Source organism: Enterobacter sp. N5-15, from assembly GCF_057221635.1.
Window position 1 is genome coordinate 2,924,354 of the sequence record NZ_CM170150.1, and the last position, 24,193, is coordinate 2,948,546.

Consider the following 24,193-nt stretch of genomic DNA (forward strand, 5'->3'; position numbering starts at 1 on the left):
CTGCCCTCACCCCAGCCCTCTCCCTGTGGGAGAGGGAGCAAACACAAAAAACGGCAACCTGGGTTGCCGTTTTGCTTTTACCTACGCTACATGACTCGCGGCGATATCCAGCAGCGCCATCTCATCGCTGTTCAACAGCTTCTCAATGTTCACCAGAATCAGCATACGCTCGCCGAGCGCGCCCAGACCGGTCAGGTATTCGGTCGAGAGCGTGACCGCAAACTCCGGCGCCGGACGAATTTGGTCAGAGGTCAGAGAAAGCACATCAGATACGCCGTCCACCACGATGCCGACCACGCGCTGCCCCAGGTTGAGGACGATCACCACGGTGTTGTCGTTGTAGTCAACGTCGCCCTGGCTGAACTTCACGCGCAGGTCCACGATTGGCACAATAACGCCACGCAGGTTGGTGACACCTTTAATAAAAGCAGGCGTGTTAGCGATGCGGGTAACCTGGTCGTAACCACGGATTTCCTGCACTTTCAGGATATCGATGCCGTACTCCTCATCGCCTAAAGTGAATACCAGGAATTCCTGCCCTGATGGCTCGCCCGCCAGCTTCGTTACATTACTCATACCGGTCATGTTATTACCTTCTACTTAATCAGGCGGCTGTGTACGCCACACGTTGTTCACGATTTAATCCCTGAAGCGCCGAGACATCGACGATCAGCGCCACGCTACCATCACCCAGAATGGTGGCGGCAGAAATACCCGGCACTTTGCGGTAGTTGCTTTCGAGGTTCTTCACCACCACCTGGTGCTGACCAATCAGCTGATCGACCAGCAGCGCGTAGCGGCGGCCCGCGCTTTGCAGGATCACAACGATACCCTGCGTGGCCTCTGTCTTCGCCCCGTCCACTTCGAATACTTTCCACAGTTCCACCAGCGGCAGGTACTCACCGCGCACTTCGAGGACGCGCTCGCCGCCCGCCAGCGGATGCAGATCTTCTTCACGCGGCTGCAGGGATTCCATCACGGCGTTCAGCGGCAGGATAAAGACTTCGTCCGCCACTTTGACGGACATGCCGTCGAGGATCGCCAGCGTCAGCGGCAGCAGAATGCGAATGGTGGTGCCGGAACCCTGTTTAGACTGGATCTCAACGTGGCCGCCCATCTCCTGGATGTTACGTTTCACCACGTCCATGCCTACGCCGCGCCCGGACACGTCGGTCACCTGCTCTGCGGTAGAGAAGCCCGGCGCGAAGATCAGCATGCCCACTTCTTCGTCGGTCATGTTTTCATTGACCGCCATCCCCTGCGAAATCGCTTTTGCCAGGATGCGCTCGCGGTTAAGACCGGCGCCGTCGTCGGTCACTTCGATGCAGATGTTCCCGCCCTGATGTTCCGCAGACAGGATCAGGTTCCCGACCGGGGATTTTCCGGCGGCAATGCGGTTTTCCGGCAGTTCGATACCGTGGTCGAGACTGTTACGCACCAGGTGCGTTAACGGGTCGATGATGCGCTCGATCAGGCTCTTATCCAGTTCGGTTGAGCTGCCCATCAGGGTCAGCTCAATCTGTTTATTCAGCTTGCTGGCAAGGTCGCGGACCAGACGCGGGAAGCGGCTGAAGACATATTCCATCGGCATCATACGGATGGACATCACCGACTCCTGCAGGTCGCGGGCGTTACGCTGCAGCTGCCCCATGCTGGTAATCAGATCGCCGTGCGTGACCGGGTCCAGTTCGTTAGAACGTTGTGCCAGCATCGACTGGGTGATCACCAGTTCGCCAACCAGGTTAATCAGCTGGTCAACCTTCTCAACCGCAACGCGGATGCTGGTTGATTCGCTGGAGCGCGCGGCAGGTTTTTCACCACGGCCAGGCGCAGCGGCCTCTTTTGGCACCGCCTTCAGCGCCGGGGCCGCAGGCGTCACGGCCGGTGCGGCGGCCTGAGCGACAACGGCCACCTCTTCCACTGCCGCAGGGGCGTCAACCGCAGCCGTTTCGGTTTCGAAGGCGATCTGGTCAGCTTCAATCACAAAACACAGCACCGCGACGATATCGTCCTGGCCAATACCGTCATCAAGCGTCGCGGCAAGGCTGTCTTTGCCTTTTACCACGTTGCTTAATTTCGCCAGGTTACCCAGCTCTTCTTCCAGCAGGTTAACTTCACTCTCTTTCAGGCGTGACAGCACAACGCGCAGTTTGCCCGCCTGTGCGTCGGCTGAGGCAGACTCCTGACCGGCAACCGCATCAACAACGCTCAGTTTTGCAGCCGGAACAACCGCGGCGGCAACCTCACCTTTTGCTTCCAGCGCGAGCTGGCGCAGCGCATTGCAGATGTATTCAAAGCTGGCGGCATCAGGCTCTGCCGAACTTTTATAGGCGTCGAGCTGTTCCTGCATAATATCTTTGGTTTCCAAAAACAGGTTGATAATGTCGGTATTGAGCTGCATCTCACCGCGTCGTGCTTCATCAAGCAGGTTTTCCATTAAATGGGTCGTTTCCTGCAGGATGGTAAATCCAAACGTTCCGGCTCCGCCTTTAATAGAGTGCGCCGCACGGAAGATGGCATTGAGCTGCTCGGAGTCCGGTGCTTCGGGCACCAAATCGAGCAAGTGTTGCTCCATATCGGCCAACAATTCGTCGGCTTCATCAAAGAATGTCTGGTAAAAATCGCTAATATCCATGCTCACGCTATCACCTCGGATTGGCTGGTGGCGATGTTGGAACGGCAGCCGAAGGAACGGCCCCAGGCTGTTTTAAATCGTCCAGTGACTCATTCTGACTTTCGGCGTTTTCATGCAGGATGGCCTGCTCCGCCTGCTGGTTCAGCACTAAAAGACTGATACGACGGTTGATGGCATCATCCGGCCCGCGGTCGGAAACGCGCATGGTTGCGGCCATGCCGACTACGCGCAGTACCTTGCCATCATCAAGCCCACCTACCACCAGCTCGCGACGCGAGGCGTTGGCACGATCGGCAGAAAGCTCCCAGTTGCTGTATCCCTTCTCCCCACTGGCGTACGGGAAATCATCCGTGTGTCCTGACAGGCTGATTCGGTTAGGAATGCCGTTCAGCACCGGTGCAATACCGCGCAGAATGTCGCGCATGTACGGTTCGACTTCCGCACTCCCGGTTTTAAACATTGGGCGGTTCTGGCTGTCGATAATCTGAATACGCAGCCCTTCCTGCACCAGGTCGATCTTCAGATGCGGGCGCAGCGCGCGAAGCTTCGGATCCGCCTCAATCAGCTGATCGAGATCGCCACGCAGTTTCTTCAGACGCGCCTGCTCCATCTTTCTTTTCAGCTCGTCGATGTTCGGCTCTTTTTTCACCTCACCCTTCTGCTGGGTGTAATCATCGCCGCCGCCCGGGATCGGGCTTTCGCTGTTAGAGATACGCGGCCCACCGGCCACCGCCGTTGCCAGCGGCGTTCGGAAATATTCGGCAATCTGGATCAGTTCTTTTGGGCTGGAGATGGAGATCAGCCACATCACCAGAAAGAACGCCATCATTGCAGTCATAAAGTCGGCGTACGCAATTTTCCACGAGCCGTGTGCGCCATGCCCGCCGCCCTTGTGCTTGCGTTTTTTTACGATGACGATCGGATGGGACTGGTTTTTCATGCGTCCTCAGTTGTCGTCTGTTGGTTTGGGTTTTTCACCGCACGCACGTGTTCTTCAAGCTCGATAAACGACGGACGCTCGCTGGAGTAAAGCGTTTTACGGCCAAACTCAACCGCGATCGGTGGCGCGTAACCGTTGAGGTTAGAGAGCAGCGTGATCTTCACGCACTGCATCATTTTGGTAGTTTCCGCGCTCTTCTGGCGCAGTACGCTTGCCAGCGGAGAGATGAAGCCGTACGCCAGCAAAATACCGAGGAAAGTCCCCACCATCGCGTGGGCAATCAGCGCACCGAGCTCGGCTGCCGGACGGTCTGCCGAGGCCAGGGCGTGAACCACCCCCATTACCGCAGCAACGATACCGAATGCCGGAAGCGAGTCGCCGACCAGCGCCAGGCTGTTGGCCGGCACTTCAGATTCGCTTTCGTGGGTTTCGATCTCTTCGTCCATCAGCGCTTCGATTTCGAAGGTATTCATGTTGCCGCTGATGATGAGTCGCAGATAGTCGACGATGAAATCCAGCATCATGGCGTCAGCAAGAATTCGCGGATAGCTGGCAAAAATTTCGCTCTCTTTCGGGTTTTCAATATCCCGTTCAAGCGAGAACATGCCCTGCTGACGCGACTTCGCCATCAGGCGATAGAGCAGTGCCAGCAGATCCATATACATACTTTTGGTGTATTTCGAGCGACGGAACAGCAACGGAATCGCTTTCAGCGTGCCCTTGATCGATTTACCGTTGTTGCCAACGATAAAAGCCCCTACCCCTGCACCGCCGATGATAATAAGTTCAGCCGGTTGATAGAGTGCTCCAAGGTGCCCGCCGGTCATCATGTAACCGCCGAAAACTGTACCGAGAACTACCAGGTAACCTAATAAGATAAGCACGACATCATCCTTCCGCTAGTGACTATGGCAAGGACGTCCAGCTCGCAGCGTTTACCGTTTGCGGGGTAAAAAAAAGCAGCGGTAATTGCTTACCGCTGCTGGAATCTTTCCCACACGTTCGGGTTAAACAGCTTGTTCGATCTGTTCATCCAGCAGTTGTGGAATAATATCGGCAGCATCCCGGGAAAGTTTACGTCTTTTTACTGCGCGGGATGGAGGCTGACATAAACTACAGGCGAAGCTGCCTGCAGGCTGATGAGCATGGGTAATAAAATTGCCGTCGCAGCAGTTGCAGCGCGACAGTTCAAGCATTCCGCTCTCAACAAAACGCACCAGCGTCCATGCGCGGGTCAGCGCCAGCAGAGGGCCTTCTTCCTGCTGTGGGCATTGTTCAAGGTAAAGTTTGTACGCTTTGATCACGGCGTCAACGCCGCTACACAAACCGGTTTTGAGAAGATACTGCCAGGCATTACAGAACATGGAAGCGTGAATATTCTGCTCCCACGTCATAAACCAGTCGGTAGAAAACGGCAGCATGCCTTTCGGCGGGGGACTACCACGTAACTCTTTGTACAGTTTGATGAGACGGCCACGGCTCAACTGAGTCTCGCTTTCCAGCATTTGTAAACGAGCACCCAGTGTAATCAGCTCCATGGCCAACTGTATGTCACGCGCTTCCTGAACAATGCTTTTCTCGCTCATTGCTAGGCCCTTTTCTTACGGGCTGCGTCATCAGGCTGGCTGATTTCGTTAAGCAAGCGAGTGGAAAGAAGAATACCGGTATGGATCTGTTGAAGATCGTCCACACGGGAATCCTGCGTCAGACGCGTTATTGTCTGCGAATCATCGAAACGGAACTGGCAAACCAGTTGATTCGTTTCAGCCAGTTTAACCATCTGCGGGAGGGTTAAGCCGCCCAGCATGGTTGCCATCTCTTCGTTAATACCCAGACGAAACATCGCGGACGCCTTGTCCTGACTAATCAAACGCTGCGCGAGCAGTAAATACGACAAATTGATGTCATAGATATGTTTTAGCAACTCGGATGTATGCATTGTTCCCATCCCGAATAACCAACTATTATTTTTATGCGGAAAGACCGCACCCCGTGATGTCGCCGGGAAATCACCCGGTATAAAAAAGAAAAGGCTAAATGCATAGTTGAATTTAGGTTTGTATTCACTGAAACCGTAAGAGAGAAACCGCGAATGCGTCTCTTACAAGATTTATCATTTCTTACAAATAACTAAGATTTTTCCTAATTCGACGCAAACTCTACTCGTCAGTTTTGCCACATACAATCCAGCCACCCTCAAATTTAAAAAAAATGTGATCCACGTCACACAATTTAAGTGAATATGACCCATAAATCCATCAGTATGACTTGTAATTTGTTCATTTTTTAACCAATCAGTACTGTTTTGTATTCTTAATCGACGAATACTCATGCAGACGTGTGATTAGAACTGGCATGCATCGTGCTTTTGCCGCCGCAAGCGCCGTGCGGAAACATTTACAACAAACCCCTCTCCGGGAAACATTTTTCTTACCGTGAAAAAACATATAGTTATGCAGGTAGCACAAAAAAGATGTTTCAGGACGTGATCATTCGAAATGAGTTTGTAACGCGTCAAAACGATTTAACAGTGAAAGCGTGAATTTGTGTGATTTACGTTAAGTTGTTAATTTTTTTCATTTAGGCGCATTTTTCAGTTATTCTTCTTATAAGAATAATTAATGAATAATTATGATAAGCTTCACACTAATGTCGTAATCAGCTCTTGCAGAACCAGGGAAATCGCGGTAAAGGTGATCATACGCTGTCTTTCAGACACCTAAGGAGTGCGCCATGAGTTACTCCCATCTTCTTGTTTCTGTTGCAGTTTCCCCCGAAAGTCATCAGCTCGTCGCCCGGGCAGTTTCCATTGCCAGACCCCACAATGCCCGCATCAGCCTCATCACGCTCGCCGCGGAGCCAGAGATGTATAATCAGCTGGCCGCGCCCATGCTGGAGGATATTCGAGAGGTCCTTCAGGAAGAAACGCAGCAATTTCTGCGCGAATTGGTGGAAAAGGCACAATATCCGGTTTATGAGACAATTATTGCGACCGGGGAGCTTAACGCCCATATTCTCGACATGTGTCGTAAACAGGATATTGATTTAGTGATTTGCGGGAATCATAACCACAGCTTTATATCGCGGGCAGCCTGCGCGGCGAAATCCATTGTCGCGTCGAGCCAGGTCGATGTGCTGTTAGTACCGCTTGGGGGGAATTAACCCCCCAGCGGAAAATCAGGCGAGTTTAGGGAAGGTCGCGATCTTTTTTTGCAGATCGCCTTCATGACTTTGCGGGGCGATGTCCCGGAGATCCTGAATAAAACGTGCCTGCCAGTGGTTAATGTCGTTCTTACGGATTGTCTCCATCATGTCAGCATGGCGGGAAAGACGTTCCGTGAGCGGCATTGTCAGGGCGCGATTCAGCGCGTTCGCCACGTCATCCCTGTCATAAGGGTTCACGATAAGCGCCGACGTGAGCTCATTTGCGGCGCCGGCAAACTGGGAGAGCACCAGAACCCCCGGGTCGGCAGGATCCTGGGCCGCCACATACTCTTTCGCGACGAGGTTCATCCCGTCGCGCAGCGGCGTGACCAGGCCAACGTCCGCATAGCGGAAGACCTTCATCAGGATCTTACGGTCAAAGTGCTGGTTCAGGTAAAAGAGCGGCGTCCAGCCCAGCTGCCCGTAGCGGCCATTAATGCGCCCTGCTTCCGTCTCCAGCTGGTGGCGAATATCCTGATAGGCCTGAACCTCACCGCGCGATGTCGGCGCGATCTGGGTATAGCGGATTTTACCGTGATGCTGCGGATATTTATCCAGCAGCGTTTCATACGCCAGGAAGCGTTCCGGCAGCCCTTTGGAATAATCAAGACGCTCTACCGAGAAGATATTTTTCACGTGCTTAAGTTCATTCTTAAGCTGCGCCAGCTTAGGCGGCAGCGGGCCGGAAGCCTGCTCCGCGATTTCGTCAGGTTCAATCCCTATTGGATACACTTCGGTGTGGAAGGTTTTCCCCCACGCCGTATGGGTTTTCCCGCCTTTGGTCACCAGCCGCGCTTTACCTGACACGGAGTCAAGGAACGCGAGGCGGTCATTTTCGGTCTGGAAGCCCAGCAAATCGTAATCACACAGCGCCTCCAGCAATTCTTCATGCGGCGGCAGCGCGGTAAAAATTTCCGGCGTCGGGAACGGGATGTGCAGGAAGAAGCCAATGCGATTATTTACCCCTCTTTTTCTCAGCTCGCGCGCGAAGGGCAACAGGTGATAATCGTGGATCCATAAAATATCGTCTTCTTCTATTAATGGCAGCAGTTTATCCGCCAGCAGCGCATTCACGCGCGAGTAGCCTTCGAAGGATTCACGCTGGAATTTGACCAGGTCAAGACGATAGTGAAACGCGGGCCACAGGACGGCATTCGAGAACTGCGAGTAATACTCGTCGTAGTCTTTCTCTTTCAATGCAAATGAAGCCCACGTAATGTTTCCGCGCGTCACCTTTTTGAGCGGTTTCTCTTCTTCACTGATTTCCCCACTCCAGCCAAACCACAGCCCGCCAGCGGCTTTTAAGGCACCTAACACCCCTACCGCCAGGCCACCCGCACTGGCTTTTTTATCGTCAGGCGGTGCGATTCGGTTAGAGACGACGACTAAGCGACCCATAATGGTTTCCCCCTTTGCTTTGCGCTATTTGTTGTTGTTGCTGGTTAGCGATGTCAGATATCCACTGCCAGACGCTGGCGACATCCGCCAGTCGCCATTCGGCAACGGTGTCACCAGGCCCCACCTTGACGGCGATCCCTCCGGCCTGATTCACCACGCGAAACCCGGCCTCGTCGGTCAGGTCATCGCCAAAAAATACGGGTGTACGTCCCTTAAATGGCGGTTCCGCCATAAACGCCGCAATAGCAGCACCTTTATTAATCCCTTCCGGTTTTATCTCAACGACGCACTTCCCCGGCTGCAGCGCGAGCTGCGGGTGTGCATCGGCCACGCTGCGGGCAATCGCAAAGATTGCCGCCTCGTGATGCGGTGCCTGCCGATAGTGCAAGGCGAAAGCCATGCCCTTCGCTTCCAGTTCAGTGCCCGGAAGCGACGCCAGCGCCGAGGAGAGTTGAGCGTGTAACGCCTGAATTAAGGTCTCAGGAAGTGATACAACGTGCAGTTGATCATGGATATCGCGGCGCTCCGCTCCGTGTACACCGGCTAGCGGAAAGTGGTAAGGACTGGCGAGCACGTCCAGCTCGGCCATTGAGCGCCCTGAAATCAATGCCAATGCGCCCTCGTTCAGTCTGGAGAGCTGCTGCAAATTCTCTAGCACCGTATCCGGTACGACCACGTCGTCAGGATGCGGCTGGATCCCGGCGAGCGTGCCGTCGAGATCAAAAAAGAAAGCATATTTTCCGGGCAGTACAGGCGGTGCGGTTAACATGTCAGCCACCCTAATCCTCCTTACGGTTTACGAGAGGTAAACGCCTTTACCTCTTTCATAGCCATGTAAGTATAGACAGTGTGACGGGGCTCGCCATTTGACAACCGCCCCGCCAGCAAAACTGGCGGGGCGGTTCAGGGGTCAACTAAGGTTATAAGTTGTGCAATAAAAACGCAGCGCTGGGGTTAAACGGTACGCTTCGCTTTTTGCTTGTAACGGTCGAAAATCACGGCTGCCAGCAGGATCAGACCACGCACGACGTACTGCGAGAACGGCGAAATATTCAGCAGGTTCATGGCGTTCTCGACGGTGCCCAAAATCAGGATACCGGCCACCACATATGAGATTTTTCCGATGCCGCCCTTGAGGGAAACGCCCCCTAACACGCAGGCCGAAATGACGATCAGCTCGTAACCGATAGAGGTCATCGGCTGGCCGCTGGTCATACGCGAGGCCAGAATAATTCCCGCGGCGGCAGAAACCAGCCCTGAGAGCACAAAGATAATAATCTTGGTTCGCACCACCGGCACCCCGGCCAGGCGAGCGGCCTCTTCGTTACCGCCAATCGCCAGCGTATTGCGGCCGAAGGTGGTCCGGTTGAGCAGGAAGCCGAACAGGATCAGGCAGGCCACGGTCAGCCAGATTGGCGCGGGCAGACCCAGCCAGTTGGCGTAACCCAGCGTAAAGAAGCGCTCGTCTTCAATCCCCACCGCTTTACCGTCGGAGATGATATAGGCCAGCCCGCGGACAATTTGCATCGTCGCGAGCGTCGTGATCAGGGCGTTAATCTTCAGACGGGCGATAACAAAACCGTTCACCAGACCGCTGATGACGCCGAGCAGTAGACCGGCCAGAACGCCAATCCACAGGCTCTCCGTCATGTTGATCACCACTGCCGTCGTGACGCCCGCACAGGCAATCACCGACGCTACCGACAGGTCAAAATCGCCGGAAGCCAGACAGAACAGCATCCCGCAGGCCACCATCCCGGACATGGAAATGGCCAGCCCCAGCCCCTTCATATTAATGAAGGTGGCAAAATTAGGAACAAAGATCGCGCAGGCGAGGAACAGTGCGGCAAAGACCACCAGCATGCCGTACTGATCCCAGATACGTCCAAAACTCAGCGCCGACTTCGACTTCGGCACTCCGGATGTAGTAACAGAGGACATCGTTAACTCCTTACTCAGGCGACAGCCTGGCTGACTTTAGGCATGGCGAGGTTCAACGCCTGTTGTTCATTCGCCTGTTCATGAAGTAATTCACCGGCAATTTCGCCTTCACGCATCACCACAATGCGGTCGGCCACGCCAAGCACCTCCGGCAGGTCGCTGGAGGCGAAGAGCACCGCCACGCCGCGTTTTGCCAGCTCATAGATCACGTTATAAATCTCGTGTTTTGCCCCCACATCGATACCGCGCGTCGGTTCGTCCAGTAAAATGACCTTCATATCTTCTGACAGCCAGCGGCCTAAAATCGCCTTCTGCTGGTTTCCGCCTGAAAGATTCATGATCAGCTGTTCCGGACCCGGCGTTTTGATATTCAGCGAGCGAATATGGTGGTCGGCGTTGCTCGACTCCCAGCCATCGTTTATCAGACAGCCTGCGCGAATAAACTTGCGGCGGGCGGAAATATTGATGTTGTCGCGTACCGAATGCACCGGAATAATCCCCTCGGCTTTACGGTCTTCCGGGCAGAGCATCATCCCCGCCCGGATTGCGTGGGCCGGTTTCTGGATATCGACCCGCTCGCCGTCAATGGAGACCTGCCCATCGGTAATACGGGTACCGCCGAACAGGCCTTTCATCAATTCGCTGCGCCCTGCCCCTACCAGACCAAACAGGCCGACAATTTCGCCGCTGCGTACGGATAACGAAACGGGCGTACGCACGCCCGGCGCTTTGACGTTGTCCAGACGCAGGCGCTCAGGGCCGTACTCCCGGGGTTTCCAGTGATAGATATCACCCAGGTCGCGGCCGACCATCGCCTGAACAAGCTGGTCATGGTTAACCTTCGCCATGTCGGTAAAGGTGCGCACATAGCGCCCATCTTTAAAGACGGTGATGGCGTCGCTCAGGGCAAATATCTCTTCCATGCGGTGCGAGACATACAAAATCGTACGGCCTTCCTGACGCAATTCGCGGATTACGCGGAATAGATTGTCGATTTCGCGCGCGGAGAGCGAACTGGTGGGCTCATCGAAGGCAATAATCCTGGCGTTACGCGCCAGCGCTTTGGCAATTTCCACCATCTGCCACTGGCCGATGGAGAGGTATTTCAGCGGCGTCTGGGGATCGACGTCCAGACCCAGGTGTTTAAGCTGCAGCCCCGCTTCATAATTAAGTAGCGAACGATTTACCATGCCGCCTTTGTGCGGGAGCTGTCCTAAATAGATGTTTTCTGCCACGGTCATCTCAGGAATGAGGTGCAGCTCCTGGTAGATGATCGCCACCCCGGCATTGAGCGCCGCCGTGGTATCGGCAAACGCCACCTCTTCGCCGCGAATGGCCAGCGTGCCGGTAGTGGGCGCGTAGTTGCCGCTGAGGATCTTCAACAGCGTGGATTTTCCCGCGCCGTTTTCCCCCATCAGGGCGTGAACCTGGCCGGCATAGCAGTCGAAGCTGATATCGGTCAGCGCGTTAACACCGGGGAAGGTTTTCCCGATGCCGCGAAAAGAGAGATACGGATCAGACTGTCGCATAACGTCTCCGTGATTCCTGTAGTGTGTACGTCTGGCCCCTCACGGTGCGTGAGGGGCACAATCACAGCGTATTACTTACCGCCCAGTCCTTTTTTCGCCAGCTCCTCTTTGAAGTTGTCGCGGGTAATCAGCACCACGTCGGTCACTTCGGTAAATTTCGGCGGCTCAGCCCCTTTGGTTACCCAGTTGTAGAGCATCTCACTGGATTTGTAGCCGTGAACGTCCGGGCTTGGCAGCAGAGAGCCGTAGAAGCCGGTAGCCTGCGCTTTGGACAGCTCGCTGACGGCGTCAACGCCGTTGATGCCAATCCCGATCACGTCAGGCGCTTTGAAGCCCTGGCCTTCCGTCGCGCGTACCCCACCCAGCACGGTGTTGTCGTTCATGCCGACCACCAGCCAGTGTTTGACCTCCGGATGCTGGACCAGCATAGAGTTCGCGGCGTCGAAAGCGCCCGGGATATCGTTAGATTTGGTTGGGACTTTGTAGATCTGTTTTTCCGGGAAACCGGCCGCCTTCAGCGCGTCCATTGAACCGGAAGTACGCCGACGCGCGGTGTCCAGCTCGTCAGCCGTGATGGCCATCACCGCGGTCTCTTTGACATCCCAGCCGCGCTTTTGCATCTCTTTATAGAGTTCCTGGCCCTGGCGTTCGCCGATTTTGGTCGCCGCCATCATGACCAGCGGGACGGTGTCCATCGGCTTGCCTTTCGCATTCACGAACTGATCGTCAACCGCGATGACCTTCATGTCGTAACCGCGCGCTTTCGCCGCTATTGCCGATCCCAGCTTTGGATCCGGGGTGCAGATAACAAAGCCTTTTGCACCGCTGGCCGCCAGGCTGTCGATGGCGTTCAGGGTTTTTTCACCGTCAGGCACGGCGATTTTAATCACTTCAAAACCTAAATCTTTCCCGGCTTTATCGGCGAATTTCCACTCAGTCTGGAACCAGGGCTCTTCGGGCTGTTTTACCAGAAATCCGAGTTTTAAATTCTCAGCGATAGCGGATTGTGACATAACGGCAGCCAGACCGATGGCCGCCAGCGCTTTAGTAAATTTGTGCATGGTAAACTCCAGCTTTAGCATTCTTTTCTGTAGGGAATAAGTGCGTGCTTCTTATTTAATCGGACTTAAAACAAGGCATTAGCGCTTACCTCGTCATAAGCGTTATTGCTGGTGATAGTTTTAGCGGGAAATTAATCATCCATAAGAGAGCCCCATCACACCGCAGAATTACAGTAATTGCGTACATAAATTCAGCGAAAAATGACATAAAAAAGGCAGGATTTGTCAGACAAATGAAAGTGGGTTAAGCAGAATTATCCATAAGATTAGCTAAGATATCCCTGATACCCCTCAGCGGGCAAAACGCCACCTGGCGTGAAAGAGGTCCAACATGTTTTTCATCAAAAATGAACGGCGCACCTGGAAAACCGTTATTCAGCAGAATTTGATTTAACGCAATTTTATTGGCACATCATATATTCGAAACGATTAATCCGTATTTCTCTTTTTCACGGAGCATTATTCCAACTTAATATTTTCGAAAGAGTAACAGTGTATCACTGCAATAAAAATTGTTAATTATTAGAGCATTAACCAAGGCTCAATTCATGGCGAGCTAATTGCATTTCTGTACTATATTAAACTTTGTAATGTATGGTAAACACAGCCTAATTAAGAGTTTTCTTAGACCAAAGACAAGGGTATGCTTATTTATATCGAACACAGGAAGTGAATTTCGGTCACGGCAGAATGTGTATTTCTGCTCTTTTCTTCGTATTTGCCTGACGGTCAGGTTAAGCAACGGACATCACGTCCCACAGTCAATAAGGATATGAGTATGGCTACCCAAACGATGATGCAAAAACTTAACGCGCAGATGAACCTTGAGTTCTACGCCTCGAATCTGCACCTTCACTTAAGCGCGTGGTGTGCCGAGAATAGCCTCACGGGATCTGCGACATTCTTTCGCTCTCAGGCGCAAAGTAACGTCACCCATATGATGCGTGTCTTTAACTTCCTGAAAGCCGCAGGGGCAAATCCTGTCGTTAAAGCCCTTGATGGGATCAATGAAAACTACTCTTGCCTGGAAGAACTGTTTCAGAAAACGCTTGAAGAGTATGAACAGCGCTGCAGCACCCTCAGCAAGCTGGCCGATGAAGCCAGGGCGCAGCAGGACATTACGACGCTCAAATTCTTACGTGATATGGACAAAGAGCAGCAGCAGGATGGCATGCTGCTGAAGACGCTGGCGGATGAGATCCATAATGCGCAGCAGGCGGGTTTATGCCCTGAGCAAACCGACCGTCACCTGCTCGACATTGTGGCGGTGCAGCACCACTGAGTTTTTTAATTTGCTCCTGCACGGGTTAAGGCACGAAATAATCCCCTCGCCCCTCTGGGGAGAGGGTTAGGGTGAGGGGAACATACGGCTGTAGTGGTCATTCCGTTCACTTTATGTTCCTTGCTACTCTGTAACGACATGACCGGTGAACGTGCCAGGGTGGCTCAATCTGCACTGAACCCCGTTTCCTGGACACCTTTATTCTTTTGTTTTTTCTGCCTGAGTCCGGTACGCCACCGGGCTCAGGCCGCCAGTTTTCAGGCTGATTCGTTCAGTGTTGAAGTAACGAATATAAGCCTTAATATCCCGCTCCAGCTCTTTCACGCAACCATACCTCTTGCGGTAGTACATCTCCACTTTCAGATGGCTGAAGAAGTTTTCCATCACTGCATTATCCAGGCAGTTTCCCTTTCGCGACATACTCTGGACTATACCGGCTTTTTCCAGCATTAACCGCCATGCCGGTGTCCTGTAAGCCCAGCCCTGATCGCTGTGTAAGACCAGACCTTCACTATGTCTGTGTGCTTTCAGGGCCTTATGCAGCATCCTGCAGACCAGAGGCTGTGAAGCACTGGTCGACATATTCCAGGCCACGATTTCGTTATTGAACAGATCCTGCAGGGCTGACAGGTAAAGTTTCTGTCCCCCGGCCCGGAACTCCGTCACATCCGTACACCACTTGATCCCGCTTCGTTCAGCGCTAAAGTCCCGGGCCAGCAGATTGGCGGATGACAGACCCGCATCAGGCATATATGAGCGATATCTTTTCCGGCGTAGCTGACAGGTGAGTCCATGCTCCTTCATCAGCCTGCGCACGGTTTTGTGATTAAGCACGAAGCCCTTATCCCGTAGTGCTCTCGTCATTCTCCGGTAGCCATAGCGCTGCGCATGCCGCTGGCTGATGGCCTTCATTGCACCGACTGCATCCGCATAACGCTCAGTCCCGTGCTCAGGGTGCGAGACATGATAATAATATGTGCTGCGTGACAACCGCGCGGCATACAGCAGGCAGGGTAGCCTGTGTGCCGTCAGCAACGACTGCACTAATCTGGTTTTTTCTGCTGCTCCCTGAGTGCATTTTCTTCTCTCAGGGCTTTCAGCTTTTTTAAGTAAGCATTTTCCGCGCGCAGATATTCCAGCTCCCTCTGCAGTTCTTTGGGTGTCATTTCACTGAAGGGCTTGGCGCCGGGAACATATTTTTTCTGTGACATAGCGGGTCCGGGTCTGGCAGTGTGAAGCGCTTTTTCACCTCCCCTCCGGTAACGCTGCGTCCAGTCGAGAATAAGGGACTCATTGGGGATGGCGAAGCGCGATGAAGCCTCCGCATAGCTGCACCTGTTTTCAGCGACGTAGCGGACAACGCGGAGCCTGAATTCTGCAGTATAGGTCCGCGCAGGACGGTCCTCCAGACCGGCTTTACCCTGACGACGGTAAGCCCGCAGCCAGCGGGTCAGTGGGGTTCTGCCCACACTGAACAGATGGGCTGTTTCTTTGATACTCGACTGTCCGGCCATGTAATGCAGTACAGCTGCAAGCCTAATATGGAAAGGATATTTCATTGTTCTGAACCTCCAGATTTGGAATCTGGTGTCCAGGATCCGGGGTTCAGTGCAATCGCCACCACCCTGGCAACCCGGGCTCCCGGCGGTAAATCGCCGCTTCGCGGTACCCTCAGCTTATTCCTTCAGGCTATCGGGTCGGGCATGAGCCTGCATCCCTGCAGGCCACGCCCTCTCGGCGCATCCCTGCGCCTCGACCCGGCCTTACGGAAACGCTTCGGCGATTTACAGCCGGACCAGGGCGTCGCTGTTAGTTTTTAATATTATTAAAACACTTTGAATCGCTGTTGAATGTGGATTTACGTCCCATACGAAATAAAGTCTCCTTCCTATCTCCAACCTTCTGCTTTTGCTGAAATTTAACAAATCAGATCTGGCTCCCAATGATTAACCACACAACGTGTGATGATTTATTTAGTTACATAATCATTGACGAGGGAGCATCATGATCACCATTGAGTTTGTTGTTATTCTCCTCTGCCTGCTGACGGGTACGCGTTTTGGCGGTATGGGGCTTGGGTTAATCAGCGGTATTGGTCTTTTTATTTTATGTTTTGTCTTTGGTCTGCAACCGGGTAAGCCGCCGGTAGACGTTATGCTGACCATCCTCGCGGTGATTGGTTGTGCGGCTACGCTACAGACTGCGGGCGGCCTCAACGTCATGATGCAGTTTGCTGAACGTCTGCTGCGCAAACACCCGCAGCACATCACCCTGCTCGCGCCTTTCACCACCTGGATGCTGACCTTTCTGTGCGGCACCGGGCACGTGGTCTACACCATGTTTCCCATCATTGCGGATATCGCCCTGAAAAAGGGGATCCGCCCCGAGCGCCCCATGGCCGTGGCATCGGTCGCGTCGCAGATGGCGATTACGGCCTCCCCCGTTTCCGTTGCCGTGGTATCGCTGGTATCCATCCTTGCGGCTCAGCATGGGATCGGCCACGCGTGGGGGATCCTGGAAATTCTCGCCGTGTCGGTTCCCGCTTCGCTTTTCGGCGTAGCCATTGCGGCCCTGTGGAGTTTACGCCGCGGAAAAGATTTGGCTGACGACATGGAGTTTCAGGAAAAGCTGAAAGATCCTAAGCAGCGCGAGTTTATCTACGGCGGAACGGAGACGTTAATGAATCAGCGTTTCCCTAAACAGGCCTACTGGTCCACGTGGATTTTCTTTGCCGGTATTGCCGTGGTCGTTTTGCTGGGGGCGTTCCCTGACCTGCGTCCCGCCTTTGAGCTGAAAGGCAAAATGACGGCGCTGTCGATGAACCTTGTCATTCAGATGATGATGTTAATTGCGGGCGCCGTGATGCTGATGGCCTGTAAGGTCAACGCGTCGGCGATTTCCAACGGCGCGGTGTTCAAGGCCGGTATGGTGGCGATCTTCTCGGTGTTCGGCGTGGCGTGGATGAGCGATACCTTTTTCCAGGCGCATCTCGACGAGTTGAAGCTGGCGCTGGAAGGCGTGGTGAAAAGCCACCCGTGGACGTATGCCATCGTGCTGTTTCTGGTGTCAAAACTGGTGAACAGCCAGGCGGCTGCGCTGACGGCCGTTGCGCCTATGGGCCTGATGCTCGGCATCGACCCGAAAATGCTGATCGCCTTTTTCCCGGCGTCATACGGCTATTTTGTCCTGCCGACCTATCCAAGCGATTTGGCCTGCATCGGCTTTGACCGTTCAGGCACGACCCGCATCGGCAAATTTATCATCAACCACAGCTTTATTCTGCCGGGGCTGATTGGGGTAAGCTGCGCGTGCGCGGCGAGCTATCTGCTGGTCCAGACGTTCTTCTGACCGCATCAAAGGGCGACACATGCCATCGCCCATTTCCCTGCTTTAGTGGGACTCACCCTGCGGCGTGAATCGCAGCTCAATCAGCGCGATGGCCTTCTGGATCGCACGAAGCGTAACCGGGTCAGCGGCAGCAGGATGGCTGGCGAAATCGATATTTTTCAGCTGAGTAGACATCTTCTCGCGCACTTCAACCGGCGCAATCACGTCCAGAACATCGAGGATTTGTTTGATAACCAGCTGACAGGCGACAACGTCAGAGACCAGTTCCTGATCGGCGCTCAGGTTTTTTGACATGGGGGCTTTCTCCTTATTTAAAGGCCGCCATAGTATCAAAACACGCCCCCTGACACCTTCCCTTCATCGTCAGCAGGTACAAAAAAACCCGCCGAAGCAGGTTTTTTTTATCAGAACATGGCGCCCGGCGGCACGTCTTTGAACGTGCGGCAGTAATTGGCCCACATACTTTTCAGGATTTTGCGCAGTTTCACGATGATGCTCCATTAACTTGTTATACAACTTTATTATCAACGTGCCTATAATATGACCACCATCACAAAAATCAACATTTTTGTGACTCTCATCACACTTTTCTTGCGGTATGGACTGAAAGCGCTCACCGCTGACCCGTTGCGAAGAGTGAGGGCAGATTGTCCGGCTATTCCAGGCATTGCAGCGGGCATCTGCGGGTACGATAACGTATTTCCATCCACTCAGAGCGAACCATGAAAAGAGTCATTGTAGCCGGCACAATCCTGCTGCTCGCGGGTTGTAGCATTAATCGCCAGGCTGAAGTCAGCAGCCTCGACGCGCCGAACGGCATCGTTCGTCTCGACTACGGCCAGGCACCGCTGCAAAATGCGTATTCCGATGCGTATGTGAACAACGGCACGGCGGCAAAAGCGTGTCAGAGCATGGGGTATGCCACTGCCTCAGCCTATGGTCAGCCCATTAAAACCTGCACCCTGACGAGCGGCTCTTTGTGCCTGAACGAGAGCGTGACTATCCAGTATAAATGTATGGGTTACGCCGTTAATCCTAAGTCAAATAATCCGTGGTATTAATCGAAGCTGCCAGCGCGTGCTGGCAGTTTATTTCATTACGAACAAAAATAATTCTCATTAATAAGTTTTAAAAATTGCCAATGCGTTTTATTCCCATTCGTATTTTAAATAAATAAAATAAAAATTTTACGTTTTGCAAATAATTAAATAACAAATTATAGTGTCGCTCATTGTGAACCAGAAATAATAATCCGGAGCGTCACCATGCTGAAAACTGAAATGATCGACAAGCTCAACGCACAAATGAACCTTGAGCTTTTTTCATCCCTGCTCTACCAGCAGATGAGCGCCTGGTGCAGCTACCACAGCTTCGAGGGCGCTGCCGCGTTTCTGCGTCGTCACGCTCAGGAAGAGATGACCCACATGCAGCGTCTGTTTGATTATCTGACGGATACGGGCAGCCTGCCGCGCATTGAAACCGTGACGTCACCCTTTGCCGAGTATAATTCTCTCGATGAACTGTTCCGCGCCACCTACGAGCACGAGCAGCTGATCACGCAGAAAATTAACGAACTGGTTCATGCGGCGATGACCAGCCAGGATTATCCAACATTTAATTTCCTGCAGTGGTACGTCGCTGAGCAACATGAAGAAGAGAAGCTGTTTAAATCCGTGCTGGATAAATTATCTCTGGTGGGGAAATCCGGCGAAGGTCTTTACTTTATTGATAAAGAACTTTCCACTCTTGATACGCAGAATTAATTTCAGCGCGGTGCCGGTTTCCGGCACCGCGTTAATTTACATACACCCCGCACAGCTGGTGCAGCGCCAGTCATGGGGATTCACGGCTTGGTAAAAATAGCGGTAGCTGGAGGTCTCCAGCGGAATACCCACTTCGAAGAACATATCCGTTAACCACTCGACATTCTCAATAACCCACTCATCTTCCTGTAAGCCTTGTGCAAAGGTTTCGTCTTCAGGATCAATAACCGAATAGATTGCCCAGGTGCCCATATCCTTTTCGCGACGGGGCTCGGGAAGTATCAGGGGTTGGTTCTGCCAGCTGATTATCCAGTGACCATGGCACAACAGGTTACCTCCCCGGCTCCATGCCGCGGTAAAGGGATTCTCCCCTGCCATAAAACCCTCACTTAATTTGATAATTTATATTTATTGTTTACGTTACGCCGGAATGTCGCGCAGCAACATTGCCCTTATGAAGTAGGCATAAGCCTATAAAGGATCAGAGGGTCAGTAATTCGTAAAGTATTCATTACACTACTTGTAACGGTGATTTGACGAATTACGGCTTTTCCCTTACTCTGCGCCGCAGATTTTGTCGCGGTTAAGCATCGTTGTAGAGGAAAGCGTGAGAAACAGAACCCTGGGAAGTATTTTTATCGTCGCCGGAACGACAATTGGCGCAGGAATGCTGGCAATGCCCCTGGCAGCCGCGGGCGTGGGATTTGGCATAACCCTGCTGCTGCTGGGCACGCTCTGGGCGCTGATGTGTTACACCGCACTGTTGCTGCTTGAGGTTTACCAACACGTGCCCGCCGACACCGGTCTGGGTTCGCTTGCGGCGCGCTATCTGGGACGCTACGGCCAGTGGATAACCGGCTTCAGCATGATGTTCCTGATGTACGCCCTGACCGCCGCCTATATCAGCGGCGCCGGGGAGCTTATCGCCTCCAGCGTCAACGACTGGTTTGGCTCTGACATTACCCCTGCGACGGGGGCTATCTTCTTTGCGCTCATCGGCGGCGGCGTGGTCTGCGTGGGCACATCGCTGGTCGATCTGTTTAACCGTTTTCTGTTCAGCGCCAAAATTCTCTTCCTGATCGTCATGCTGGTGCTGCTGGCGCCGCACGTGCACAAGGTCAACCTGCTGACGCTGCCGCTGGAAAAAGGGCTGGCGCTCTCCGCGATCCCGGTTATTTTCACCTCGTTTGGCTTCCACGGCAGCGTGCCGAGCATCGTCAGCTATATGAACGGCGATATCCGCAAGCTGCGCCGCGTCTTTGTTATCGGCAGCGCGATCCCGCTGATTGCCTATATTTTCTGGCAGCTGGTGACGCTGGGCAGCATTGACTCTTCAACCTTTCTTGGGCTGATGGCGCAACACGCTGGCCTGAACGGTTTTCTGCTGGCACTGCGCGAGGTCGTCACCTCCCCGCACGTGGAGCTGGCGGTACACCTGTTTTCCGACCTGGCGCTGGCAACCTCGTTCCTGGGCGTGGCGCTCGGCCTGTTTGATTACCTGGCCGACCTGTTCCAGCGTCGTAATACCGCGGCCGGACGGCTACAGACGGGCGCAATTACCTTCCTGCCGCCGCTGGCGTTCGCGCTGTTTTACCCACGTGGATTTGTGATGGCGCTGGGGTACGCAGGGGTGGCGCTGTCGATCCTTGCCCTCCTCCTCCCTTCCCTGCTGGCATGGAAAAGCCGTCAGCAGCATCCTCAGCAGGGATATCGCGTGGCGGGCGGAAAACCGCTGCTGTGCGTTGTGTTTGGCTGTGGGGTGGTGATTATTCTGGTGCAGGTGTTGATTGCAGCCGGGATGCTGCCGGAAGTGGGTTAAATAAAAAAGGGGCTGTCATCAGCCCCTTTTTTATCAGTGCAAACAGCAGCTCTTAAACTTCTTCCCGCTGCCGCAAGGACACGGATCGTTACGCCCGACCTTCGTGCCGTTCACCGTCGGTTTCTTCACTTCCGGCTGCTGCGGGTTGTTTACCCAGTATTGATATAGACGCAGCGCCGCAGGCTGGATGCTCTCGATGCTGGCGATATACTCCTCTTCGGACAGTTCATCCAGCTTTTCGCTGTTCTCTTCCGTCCCGTGCAGGGCAATCACCTCAAGATCGGCCTTCAGTGCTTCCGGCAAGGCTGACCAGTCCGTCAGCGCCACGCCGCGCATATAGCCATAGCACCACTCTTCCACCACGGTATAGCTCTCACCGTCAACGTCGTTATAACCGAACATCGGTTCAAACTGATCCGGGTACTCGCTCAGGCGTTCGGCAATATCGTTCATATGCTTAAAGCAGAGATCGATAAAACGGTTCATCTCACGATCGTTTTTCCAGCGCGGAATGTACTTCTCGCCACCCCACACCGCCACCAGCCAGGCATCTGGCTCAACGACAACAGGACCGGAAAGCACTGCGGTAAGCATGCCGTCCAGTTCGGACACGTCAATCACGGACGCGTCATCATGACCGTAAGACATTAACGTCTCTTCAAGCCACGCCATTTCGCTTTCATTCAATGGGCCTTCAGTCATCGCTGATACTCCTGCAAAAAAGGAAACGATCCTAACACATATCTCACCCCTCTCCGGGCTGAAGTTTAGGTCTTTATTGCTGCAAAAACGTGCAAATCGTGACCTTTGCACAACTTATGGGCTTTATTGTTAACGATATGTGATCTCCGCTGTAATTTCTTCTCCTCCCGCAAGGCGGCATAACGCGGCGCTCTATACTCAAACATGTCGCATGCTGGTCAATGGGTTAACCATTCTGGCAACGTTTTTGCTTAACGTTCTTCGCGCGTCCCTGCGCAGGGAAATCTCGCCGTAATATGCAGGATGCCGTCTGTATCTTGTTCGTTTAGTGCATTTTGTTCTTGCTCGTGTTTCGGATTGGCTGCGCCGTCGGGCGTTCGGGTTTACGCCGTGGTGCAAAAACCTCTTTGCTAAGGAACATAATAATGTCGCTGAAATTTATCAGAACTCCTCTTTCTCTTGTGTTGGCCGGTTGCCTGGTGACGGCGTTTTCCGCCCGGGCAGATATTGTGATTGGCGTGGCCGGGCCGTTTACGGGTCCGAATGCCACCTATGGCGATCAGTACTGGCACGGCGCAACGCAGGCCGCTGAAGACATCAATGCCGCAGGCGGCATTAACGGCGAGAAGATCAAACTGGTTCAGGGGGATGATGCCTGCGAACCTAAGCAGGCCGTGGCCGTCGCCAACCGTTTAGTTGACCAGGATAAAGTCAACGCCGTGGTCGGCCATTTCTGCTCCTCTTCCACAATGCCCGCCTCTGAGGTGTATAGCGACGCAGGCATTATTGCGATTACCCCCGGCTCAACTAACCCGCTGATCACCGAACGCGGCATGAGCGATATGTTCCGCATGTGCGGTCGCGACGATCAGCAGGGCCAGGTTGCCAGCGACTTCATCATCGACAAGCTGAAAGCCAAGCGCGTGGTGATTATTCACGATAAAGACACCTATGGTCAGGGTCTGGCTGACGCCACCAAAGCGGCGCTGGCGAAACGTGGGGTTCAGGATGTGATGTATGAGGGGTTATCCCGCGGTGAAAAAGACTTTAACGCGCTGGTGACGAAGATCGGCGCGCAAAAACCGGACGTCGTGTTCTTCGGTGGCTGTCACCCGGAAGCCGGTCCGCTGGTTCGCCAGATGCGTGAACAGGGCGTGCAGGCGAAATTCTTCTCCGGCGACTGCATTGTCAACGAAGAGATGGTGACCGCCGCGGGTGGCCCGCAATACACCAACGGCATTTACATGACCTTCGGTAAAGATCCGCGCCTTATCCCGGACGGTAAAGCGGTTATCGAGAAATTCCGCGCCGGTAAATTCGAGCCGGAAGGTTACACCCTCTACTCCTATGCCTCCGTCCAGGCCATTGCCGCGGCCTTCAAGGCCACCGGTGGCAAGGACTCCGCCAAAGCCAGCGAGTGGCTGAAAGCCAATTCCGTCGACACGGTGATGGGCAAAAAAGCCTGGGACAGCAAAGGCGATCTGAAAGTGTCTGACTACGTGGTTTACCAGTGGGACGACAAAGGAAAATATAAGGAAGTGCAGTAACGGGACGGAGTCACGCTCAACGTCGGCGGGCTTTCCCGTCGGCGCGTAATAAACATCAGGCTGCGCGGCTCGCGCGGCCTATAAAACGAGCGCGCTAAGATGAGTACATTCTTCCTGCAACAGTTAATTAATGGCTTAACGCTGGGCTCCGTCTACGGCCTGATCGCCATCGGCTACACCATGGTGTACGGCATTATCGGCATGATCAACTTCGCCCACGGCGAAGTGTATATGATTTCCGCCTATCTCTGCGCCATTGGCCTGGCGCTGCTCTCTTTCTTCGGTCTGCAGTCGTTTCCGCTGCTGATCCTCGGGACGCTGGTGTTTACCATTGTGGTAACCGGGGTGTACGGCTGGACCATCGAGCGTATCGCCTACAAGCCGCTGCGCAACTCCACGCGCCTGGCGCCGCTGATCTCCGCCATTGGGATGTCGCTTATCCTGCAAAACTACGCACAGTTGAGCCAAGGGCCGCGCCAGCAAGGGGTGCCGACCATGCTGGACGGCGTTATTCGCCTGCATCTGGGCGACGGGTTCGTGCAGATAACCTACACCAAAGTGTTTATTCTGATTGCCTCGTTTGTCGGCATGCTGGTGCTTACCTGGATAATCAACCATACCCGGCTGGGCCGGATGTGCCGCGCGGTACAGCAGGATCGTAAGATGGCCTCCATTCTGGGCATTAACACCGATCGGATTATTTCGATGGTCTTTGTCATCGGCGCGGCGATGGCCGGTCTGGCGGGGGTGTTGATCACCATGAATTACGGCACCTTTGATTTCTACGTCGGGTTCGTGATCGGCATTAAAGCCTTTACGGCGGCGGTACTCGGCGGCATCGGCTCCCTCCCCGGTGCCATGCTCGGTGGCCTTATCCTCGGCGTGGCGGAAGCCCAGTTCTCGGGCATGGTGAACTCGGACTATAAAGACGTCTTCTCGTTCGGCCTGCTGGTCATGATCCTTATTTTCCGTCCCCAGGGACTGCTTGGGCGCCCGATTGTGGCCAAAGTGTGAGGGAGAGAAT

Annotated in this window: 25 protein-coding genes; 9 read left to right on the forward strand and 16 right to left on the reverse strand. The window is 53.8% G+C overall.

The window, feature by feature from the left end; translation table 11 throughout:
• Window positions 1-81 precede the first annotated feature (81 nt).
• The 6 genes from cheW to flhD all read right to left on the reverse strand — a co-directional run bounded on the left by cheW (window position 82) and on the right by flhD (window position 5,514).
• Complete coding sequence (gene cheW, locus AC2TE5_RS13905; RefSeq protein ID WP_008500420.1) at window positions 82-585, reverse strand: chemotaxis protein CheW; 504 nt, start codon at window positions 583-585, stop codon at window positions 82-84.
• Between the two features lie 19 nt (window positions 586-604).
• Window positions 605-2,641 (reverse strand): chemotaxis protein CheA, encoded by a 2,037-nt coding sequence (cheA, locus tag AC2TE5_RS13910; RefSeq protein WP_484611836.1) that lies wholly within the window; start codon window positions 2,639-2,641, stop codon window positions 605-607.
• Window positions 2,642-2,645: 4 nt separating this feature from the next.
• Window positions 2,646-3,575 (reverse strand): flagellar motor protein MotB, encoded by a 930-nt coding sequence (gene motB, locus AC2TE5_RS13915; RefSeq protein ID WP_029741333.1) that lies wholly within the window; start codon window positions 3,573-3,575, stop codon window positions 2,646-2,648.
• Window positions 3,572-4,459 (reverse strand): flagellar motor stator protein MotA, encoded by an 888-nt coding sequence (motA, locus tag AC2TE5_RS13920; RefSeq protein WP_008500417.1) that lies wholly within the window; start codon window positions 4,457-4,459, stop codon window positions 3,572-3,574. The genes motB and motA overlap by 4 nt, the downstream gene beginning before the upstream one ends.
• Before the next feature lie 123 nt (window positions 4,460-4,582).
• Complete coding sequence (gene flhC / locus AC2TE5_RS13925) at window positions 4,583-5,161, reverse strand: flagellar transcriptional regulator FlhC (protein WP_013096051.1); 579 nt, start codon at window positions 5,159-5,161, stop codon at window positions 4,583-4,585.
• A gap of 2 nt (window positions 5,162-5,163) precedes the next feature.
• A complete protein-coding gene (gene flhD / locus AC2TE5_RS13930; protein ID WP_023336137.1) occupies window positions 5,164-5,514 on the reverse strand; it encodes a flagellar transcriptional regulator FlhD in 351 nt (116 codons plus the stop codon).
• Between the two features lie 794 nt (window positions 5,515-6,308).
• On the opposite strand from flhD, the gene uspC reads away from it, so the two are divergent.
• A complete protein-coding gene (uspC, locus tag AC2TE5_RS13935; RefSeq protein WP_159514446.1) occupies window positions 6,309-6,737 on the forward strand; it encodes a universal stress protein UspC in 429 nt (142 codons plus the stop codon).
• A gap of 15 nt (window positions 6,738-6,752) precedes the next feature.
• Here uspC and otsA read toward each other — a convergent pair whose 3' ends face one another.
• The 5 genes from otsA to araF all read right to left on the reverse strand — a co-directional run bounded on the left by otsA (window position 6,753) and on the right by araF (window position 12,708).
• On the reverse strand, window positions 6,753-8,177 hold the full coding sequence (gene otsA, locus AC2TE5_RS13940) for an alpha,alpha-trehalose-phosphate synthase (RefSeq protein WP_121424238.1): 1,425 nt from the start codon (window positions 8,175-8,177) through the stop codon (window positions 6,753-6,755).
• A complete protein-coding gene (otsB, locus tag AC2TE5_RS13945; RefSeq protein ID WP_213327885.1) occupies window positions 8,152-8,955 on the reverse strand; it encodes a trehalose-phosphatase in 804 nt (267 codons plus the stop codon). The genes otsA and otsB overlap by 26 nt, the downstream gene beginning before the upstream one ends.
• Window positions 8,956-9,131: 176 nt before the next feature.
• Window positions 9,132-10,118 carry an L-arabinose ABC transporter permease AraH gene (gene araH / locus AC2TE5_RS13950; protein WP_023336141.1) on the reverse strand — a complete coding sequence of 329 codons (987 nt, stop codon included), beginning with the start codon at window positions 10,116-10,118 and terminating at the stop codon, window positions 9,132-9,134.
• A 14-nt stretch (window positions 10,119-10,132) separates the two neighbouring features.
• Entirely contained in the window at window positions 10,133-11,647 is a 1,515-nt protein-coding gene (araG, locus tag AC2TE5_RS13955; protein ID WP_484611837.1) for an L-arabinose ABC transporter ATP-binding protein AraG, read from the reverse strand.
• 71 nt (window positions 11,648-11,718) lie between these two features.
• Window positions 11,719-12,708: an arabinose ABC transporter substrate-binding protein AraF gene (araF, locus tag AC2TE5_RS13960; protein ID WP_063143676.1), complete on the reverse strand. Its 990-nt coding sequence runs from the start codon at window positions 12,706-12,708 to the stop codon at window positions 11,719-11,721.
• A 778-nt stretch (window positions 12,709-13,486) separates the two neighbouring features.
• Between araF and AC2TE5_RS13965 the strand changes: the two genes are divergently transcribed.
• Entirely contained in the window at window positions 13,487-13,990 is a 504-nt protein-coding gene (locus tag AC2TE5_RS13965; protein WP_213327888.1) for a non-heme ferritin-like protein, read from the forward strand.
• Window positions 13,991-14,188: 198 nt separating this feature from the next.
• Here the strand turns inward: AC2TE5_RS13965 and AC2TE5_RS13970 are convergent.
• A protein-coding gene (locus AC2TE5_RS13970) for an IS3 family transposase (RefSeq protein ID WP_484611838.1) occupies window positions 14,189-15,549 on the reverse strand; the annotation gives its coding sequence in 2 pieces (ribosomal slippage) (window positions 14,189-15,099 and window positions 15,099-15,549; 1,362 coding nt in all).
• 18 nt (window positions 15,550-15,567) lie between these two features.
• On the opposite strand from AC2TE5_RS13970, the gene AC2TE5_RS13975 reads away from it, so the two are divergent.
• Both AC2TE5_RS13975 and AC2TE5_RS13980 read left to right on the forward strand, forming a co-directional pair.
• Window positions 15,568-15,810 carry a hypothetical protein gene (locus AC2TE5_RS13975; RefSeq protein ID WP_484611839.1) on the forward strand — a complete coding sequence of 81 codons (243 nt, stop codon included), beginning with the start codon at window positions 15,568-15,570 and terminating at the stop codon, window positions 15,808-15,810.
• A gap of 184 nt (window positions 15,811-15,994) precedes the next feature.
• On the forward strand, window positions 15,995-17,338 hold the full coding sequence (locus tag AC2TE5_RS13980) for an anaerobic C4-dicarboxylate transporter (protein ID WP_063143674.1): 1,344 nt from the start codon (window positions 15,995-15,997) through the stop codon (window positions 17,336-17,338).
• Between the two features lie 42 nt (window positions 17,339-17,380).
• Here AC2TE5_RS13980 and AC2TE5_RS13985 read toward each other — a convergent pair whose 3' ends face one another.
• Window positions 17,381-17,632, reverse strand: coding sequence for a DUF2766 family protein (locus tag AC2TE5_RS13985; protein ID WP_456200093.1), 252 nt, complete (start codon window positions 17,630-17,632; stop codon window positions 17,381-17,383).
• Window positions 17,633-17,742: 110 nt separating this feature from the next.
• Window positions 17,743-17,826, reverse strand: coding sequence for a stress response protein AzuC (gene azuC, locus AC2TE5_RS13990; RefSeq protein WP_014884364.1), 84 nt, complete (start codon window positions 17,824-17,826; stop codon window positions 17,743-17,745).
• 234 nt (window positions 17,827-18,060) lie between these two features.
• Between azuC and yecR the strand changes: the two genes are divergently transcribed.
• Together yecR and ftnA are read left to right on the forward strand one after the other, a co-directional pair.
• The gene (gene yecR, locus AC2TE5_RS13995) at window positions 18,061-18,399 is read left to right on the forward strand and encodes a YecR family lipoprotein (RefSeq protein WP_484611840.1); all 339 of its coding nucleotides are present in this window, start codon (window positions 18,061-18,063) and stop codon (window positions 18,397-18,399) included.
• Between the two features lie 204 nt (window positions 18,400-18,603).
• Window positions 18,604-19,101 (forward strand): non-heme ferritin, encoded by a 498-nt coding sequence (ftnA, locus tag AC2TE5_RS14000; protein WP_023336146.1) that lies wholly within the window; start codon window positions 18,604-18,606, stop codon window positions 19,099-19,101.
• Between the two features lie 36 nt (window positions 19,102-19,137).
• Here ftnA and AC2TE5_RS14005 read toward each other — a convergent pair whose 3' ends face one another.
• On the reverse strand, window positions 19,138-19,479 hold the full coding sequence (locus tag AC2TE5_RS14005) for a hypothetical protein (protein WP_484611841.1): 342 nt from the start codon (window positions 19,477-19,479) through the stop codon (window positions 19,138-19,140).
• A gap of 229 nt (window positions 19,480-19,708) precedes the next feature.
• Between AC2TE5_RS14005 and tyrP the strand changes: the two genes are divergently transcribed.
• The gene (gene tyrP, locus AC2TE5_RS14010) at window positions 19,709-20,920 is read left to right on the forward strand and encodes a tyrosine transporter TyrP (protein ID WP_484611842.1); all 1,212 of its coding nucleotides are present in this window, start codon (window positions 19,709-19,711) and stop codon (window positions 20,918-20,920) included.
• A 33-nt stretch (window positions 20,921-20,953) separates the two neighbouring features.
• Here the strand turns inward: tyrP and AC2TE5_RS14015 are convergent, their stop codons facing one another.
• Entirely contained in the window at window positions 20,954-21,622 is a 669-nt protein-coding gene (locus AC2TE5_RS14015) for a YecA/YgfB family protein (protein ID WP_023336148.1), read from the reverse strand.
• Window positions 21,623-22,047: 425 nt separating this feature from the next.
• On the opposite strand from AC2TE5_RS14015, the gene AC2TE5_RS14020 reads away from it, so the two are divergent.
• Together AC2TE5_RS14020 and AC2TE5_RS14025 are read left to right on the forward strand one after the other, a co-directional pair.
• Window positions 22,048-23,169, forward strand: a complete 1,122-nt coding sequence (locus tag AC2TE5_RS14020) for a branched-chain amino acid ABC transporter substrate-binding protein (RefSeq protein WP_023312277.1) — start codon at window positions 22,048-22,050, stop codon at window positions 23,167-23,169.
• Between the two features lie 99 nt (window positions 23,170-23,268).
• Window positions 23,269-24,183: an ABC transporter permease subunit gene (locus tag AC2TE5_RS14025; RefSeq protein WP_213327893.1), complete on the forward strand. Its 915-nt coding sequence runs from the start codon at window positions 23,269-23,271 to the stop codon at window positions 24,181-24,183.
• Window positions 24,184-24,193 lie beyond the last annotated feature (10 nt).

Bases quoted from the DNA above. Each gene is read 5' to 3' on its own strand.
- cheW (WP_008500420.1), bottom strand. From the start codon at position 585: ATGACCGGTATGAGTAATGTAACGAAGCTGGCGGGCGAGCCATCAGGG.
- motB (WP_029741333.1), bottom strand. From the start codon at position 3,575: ATGAAAAACCAGTCCCATCCGATCGTCATCGTAAAAAAACGCAAGCAC.
- AC2TE5_RS14015 (WP_023336148.1), bottom strand. From the start codon at position 21,622: ATGACTGAAGGCCCATTGAATGAAAGCGAAATGGCGTGGCTTGAAGAG.
- AC2TE5_RS13980 (WP_063143674.1), top strand. From the start codon at position 15,995: ATGATCACCATTGAGTTTGTTGTTATTCTCCTCTGCCTGCTGACGGGT.
- yecR (WP_484611840.1), top strand. From the start codon at position 18,061: ATGAAAAGAGTCATTGTAGCCGGCACAATCCTGCTGCTCGCGGGTTGT.
- otsA (WP_121424238.1), bottom strand. From the start codon at position 8,177: ATGGGTCGCTTAGTCGTCGTCTCTAACCGAATCGCACCGCCTGACGAT.
- flhD (WP_023336137.1), bottom strand. From the start codon at position 5,514: ATGCATACATCCGAGTTGCTAAAACATATCTATGACATCAATTTGTCG.
- AC2TE5_RS13985 (WP_456200093.1), bottom strand. From the start codon at position 17,632: ATGTCAAAAAACCTGAGCGCCGATCAGGAACTGGTCTCTGACGTTGTC.
- AC2TE5_RS14005 (WP_484611841.1), bottom strand. From the start codon at position 19,479: ATGGCAGGGGAGAATCCCTTTACCGCGGCATGGAGCCGGGGAGGTAAC.
- ftnA (WP_023336146.1), top strand. From the start codon at position 18,604: ATGCTGAAAACTGAAATGATCGACAAGCTCAACGCACAAATGAACCTT.
- AC2TE5_RS14020 (WP_023312277.1), top strand. From the start codon at position 22,048: ATGTCGCTGAAATTTATCAGAACTCCTCTTTCTCTTGTGTTGGCCGGT.
- uspC (WP_159514446.1), top strand. From the start codon at position 6,309: ATGAGTTACTCCCATCTTCTTGTTTCTGTTGCAGTTTCCCCCGAAAGT.
- flhC (WP_013096051.1), bottom strand. From the start codon at position 5,161: ATGAGCGAGAAAAGCATTGTTCAGGAAGCGCGTGACATACAGTTGGCC.
- araH (WP_023336141.1), bottom strand. From the start codon at position 10,118: ATGTCCTCTGTTACTACATCCGGAGTGCCGAAGTCGAAGTCGGCGCTG.
- araF (WP_063143676.1), bottom strand. From the start codon at position 12,708: ATGCACAAATTTACTAAAGCGCTGGCGGCCATCGGTCTGGCTGCCGTT.
- araG (WP_484611837.1), bottom strand. From the start codon at position 11,647: ATGCGACAGTCTGATCCGTATCTCTCTTTTCGCGGCATCGGGAAAACC.
- AC2TE5_RS13965 (WP_213327888.1), top strand. From the start codon at position 13,487: ATGGCTACCCAAACGATGATGCAAAAACTTAACGCGCAGATGAACCTT.
- AC2TE5_RS14025 (WP_213327893.1), top strand. From the start codon at position 23,269: ATGAGTACATTCTTCCTGCAACAGTTAATTAATGGCTTAACGCTGGGC.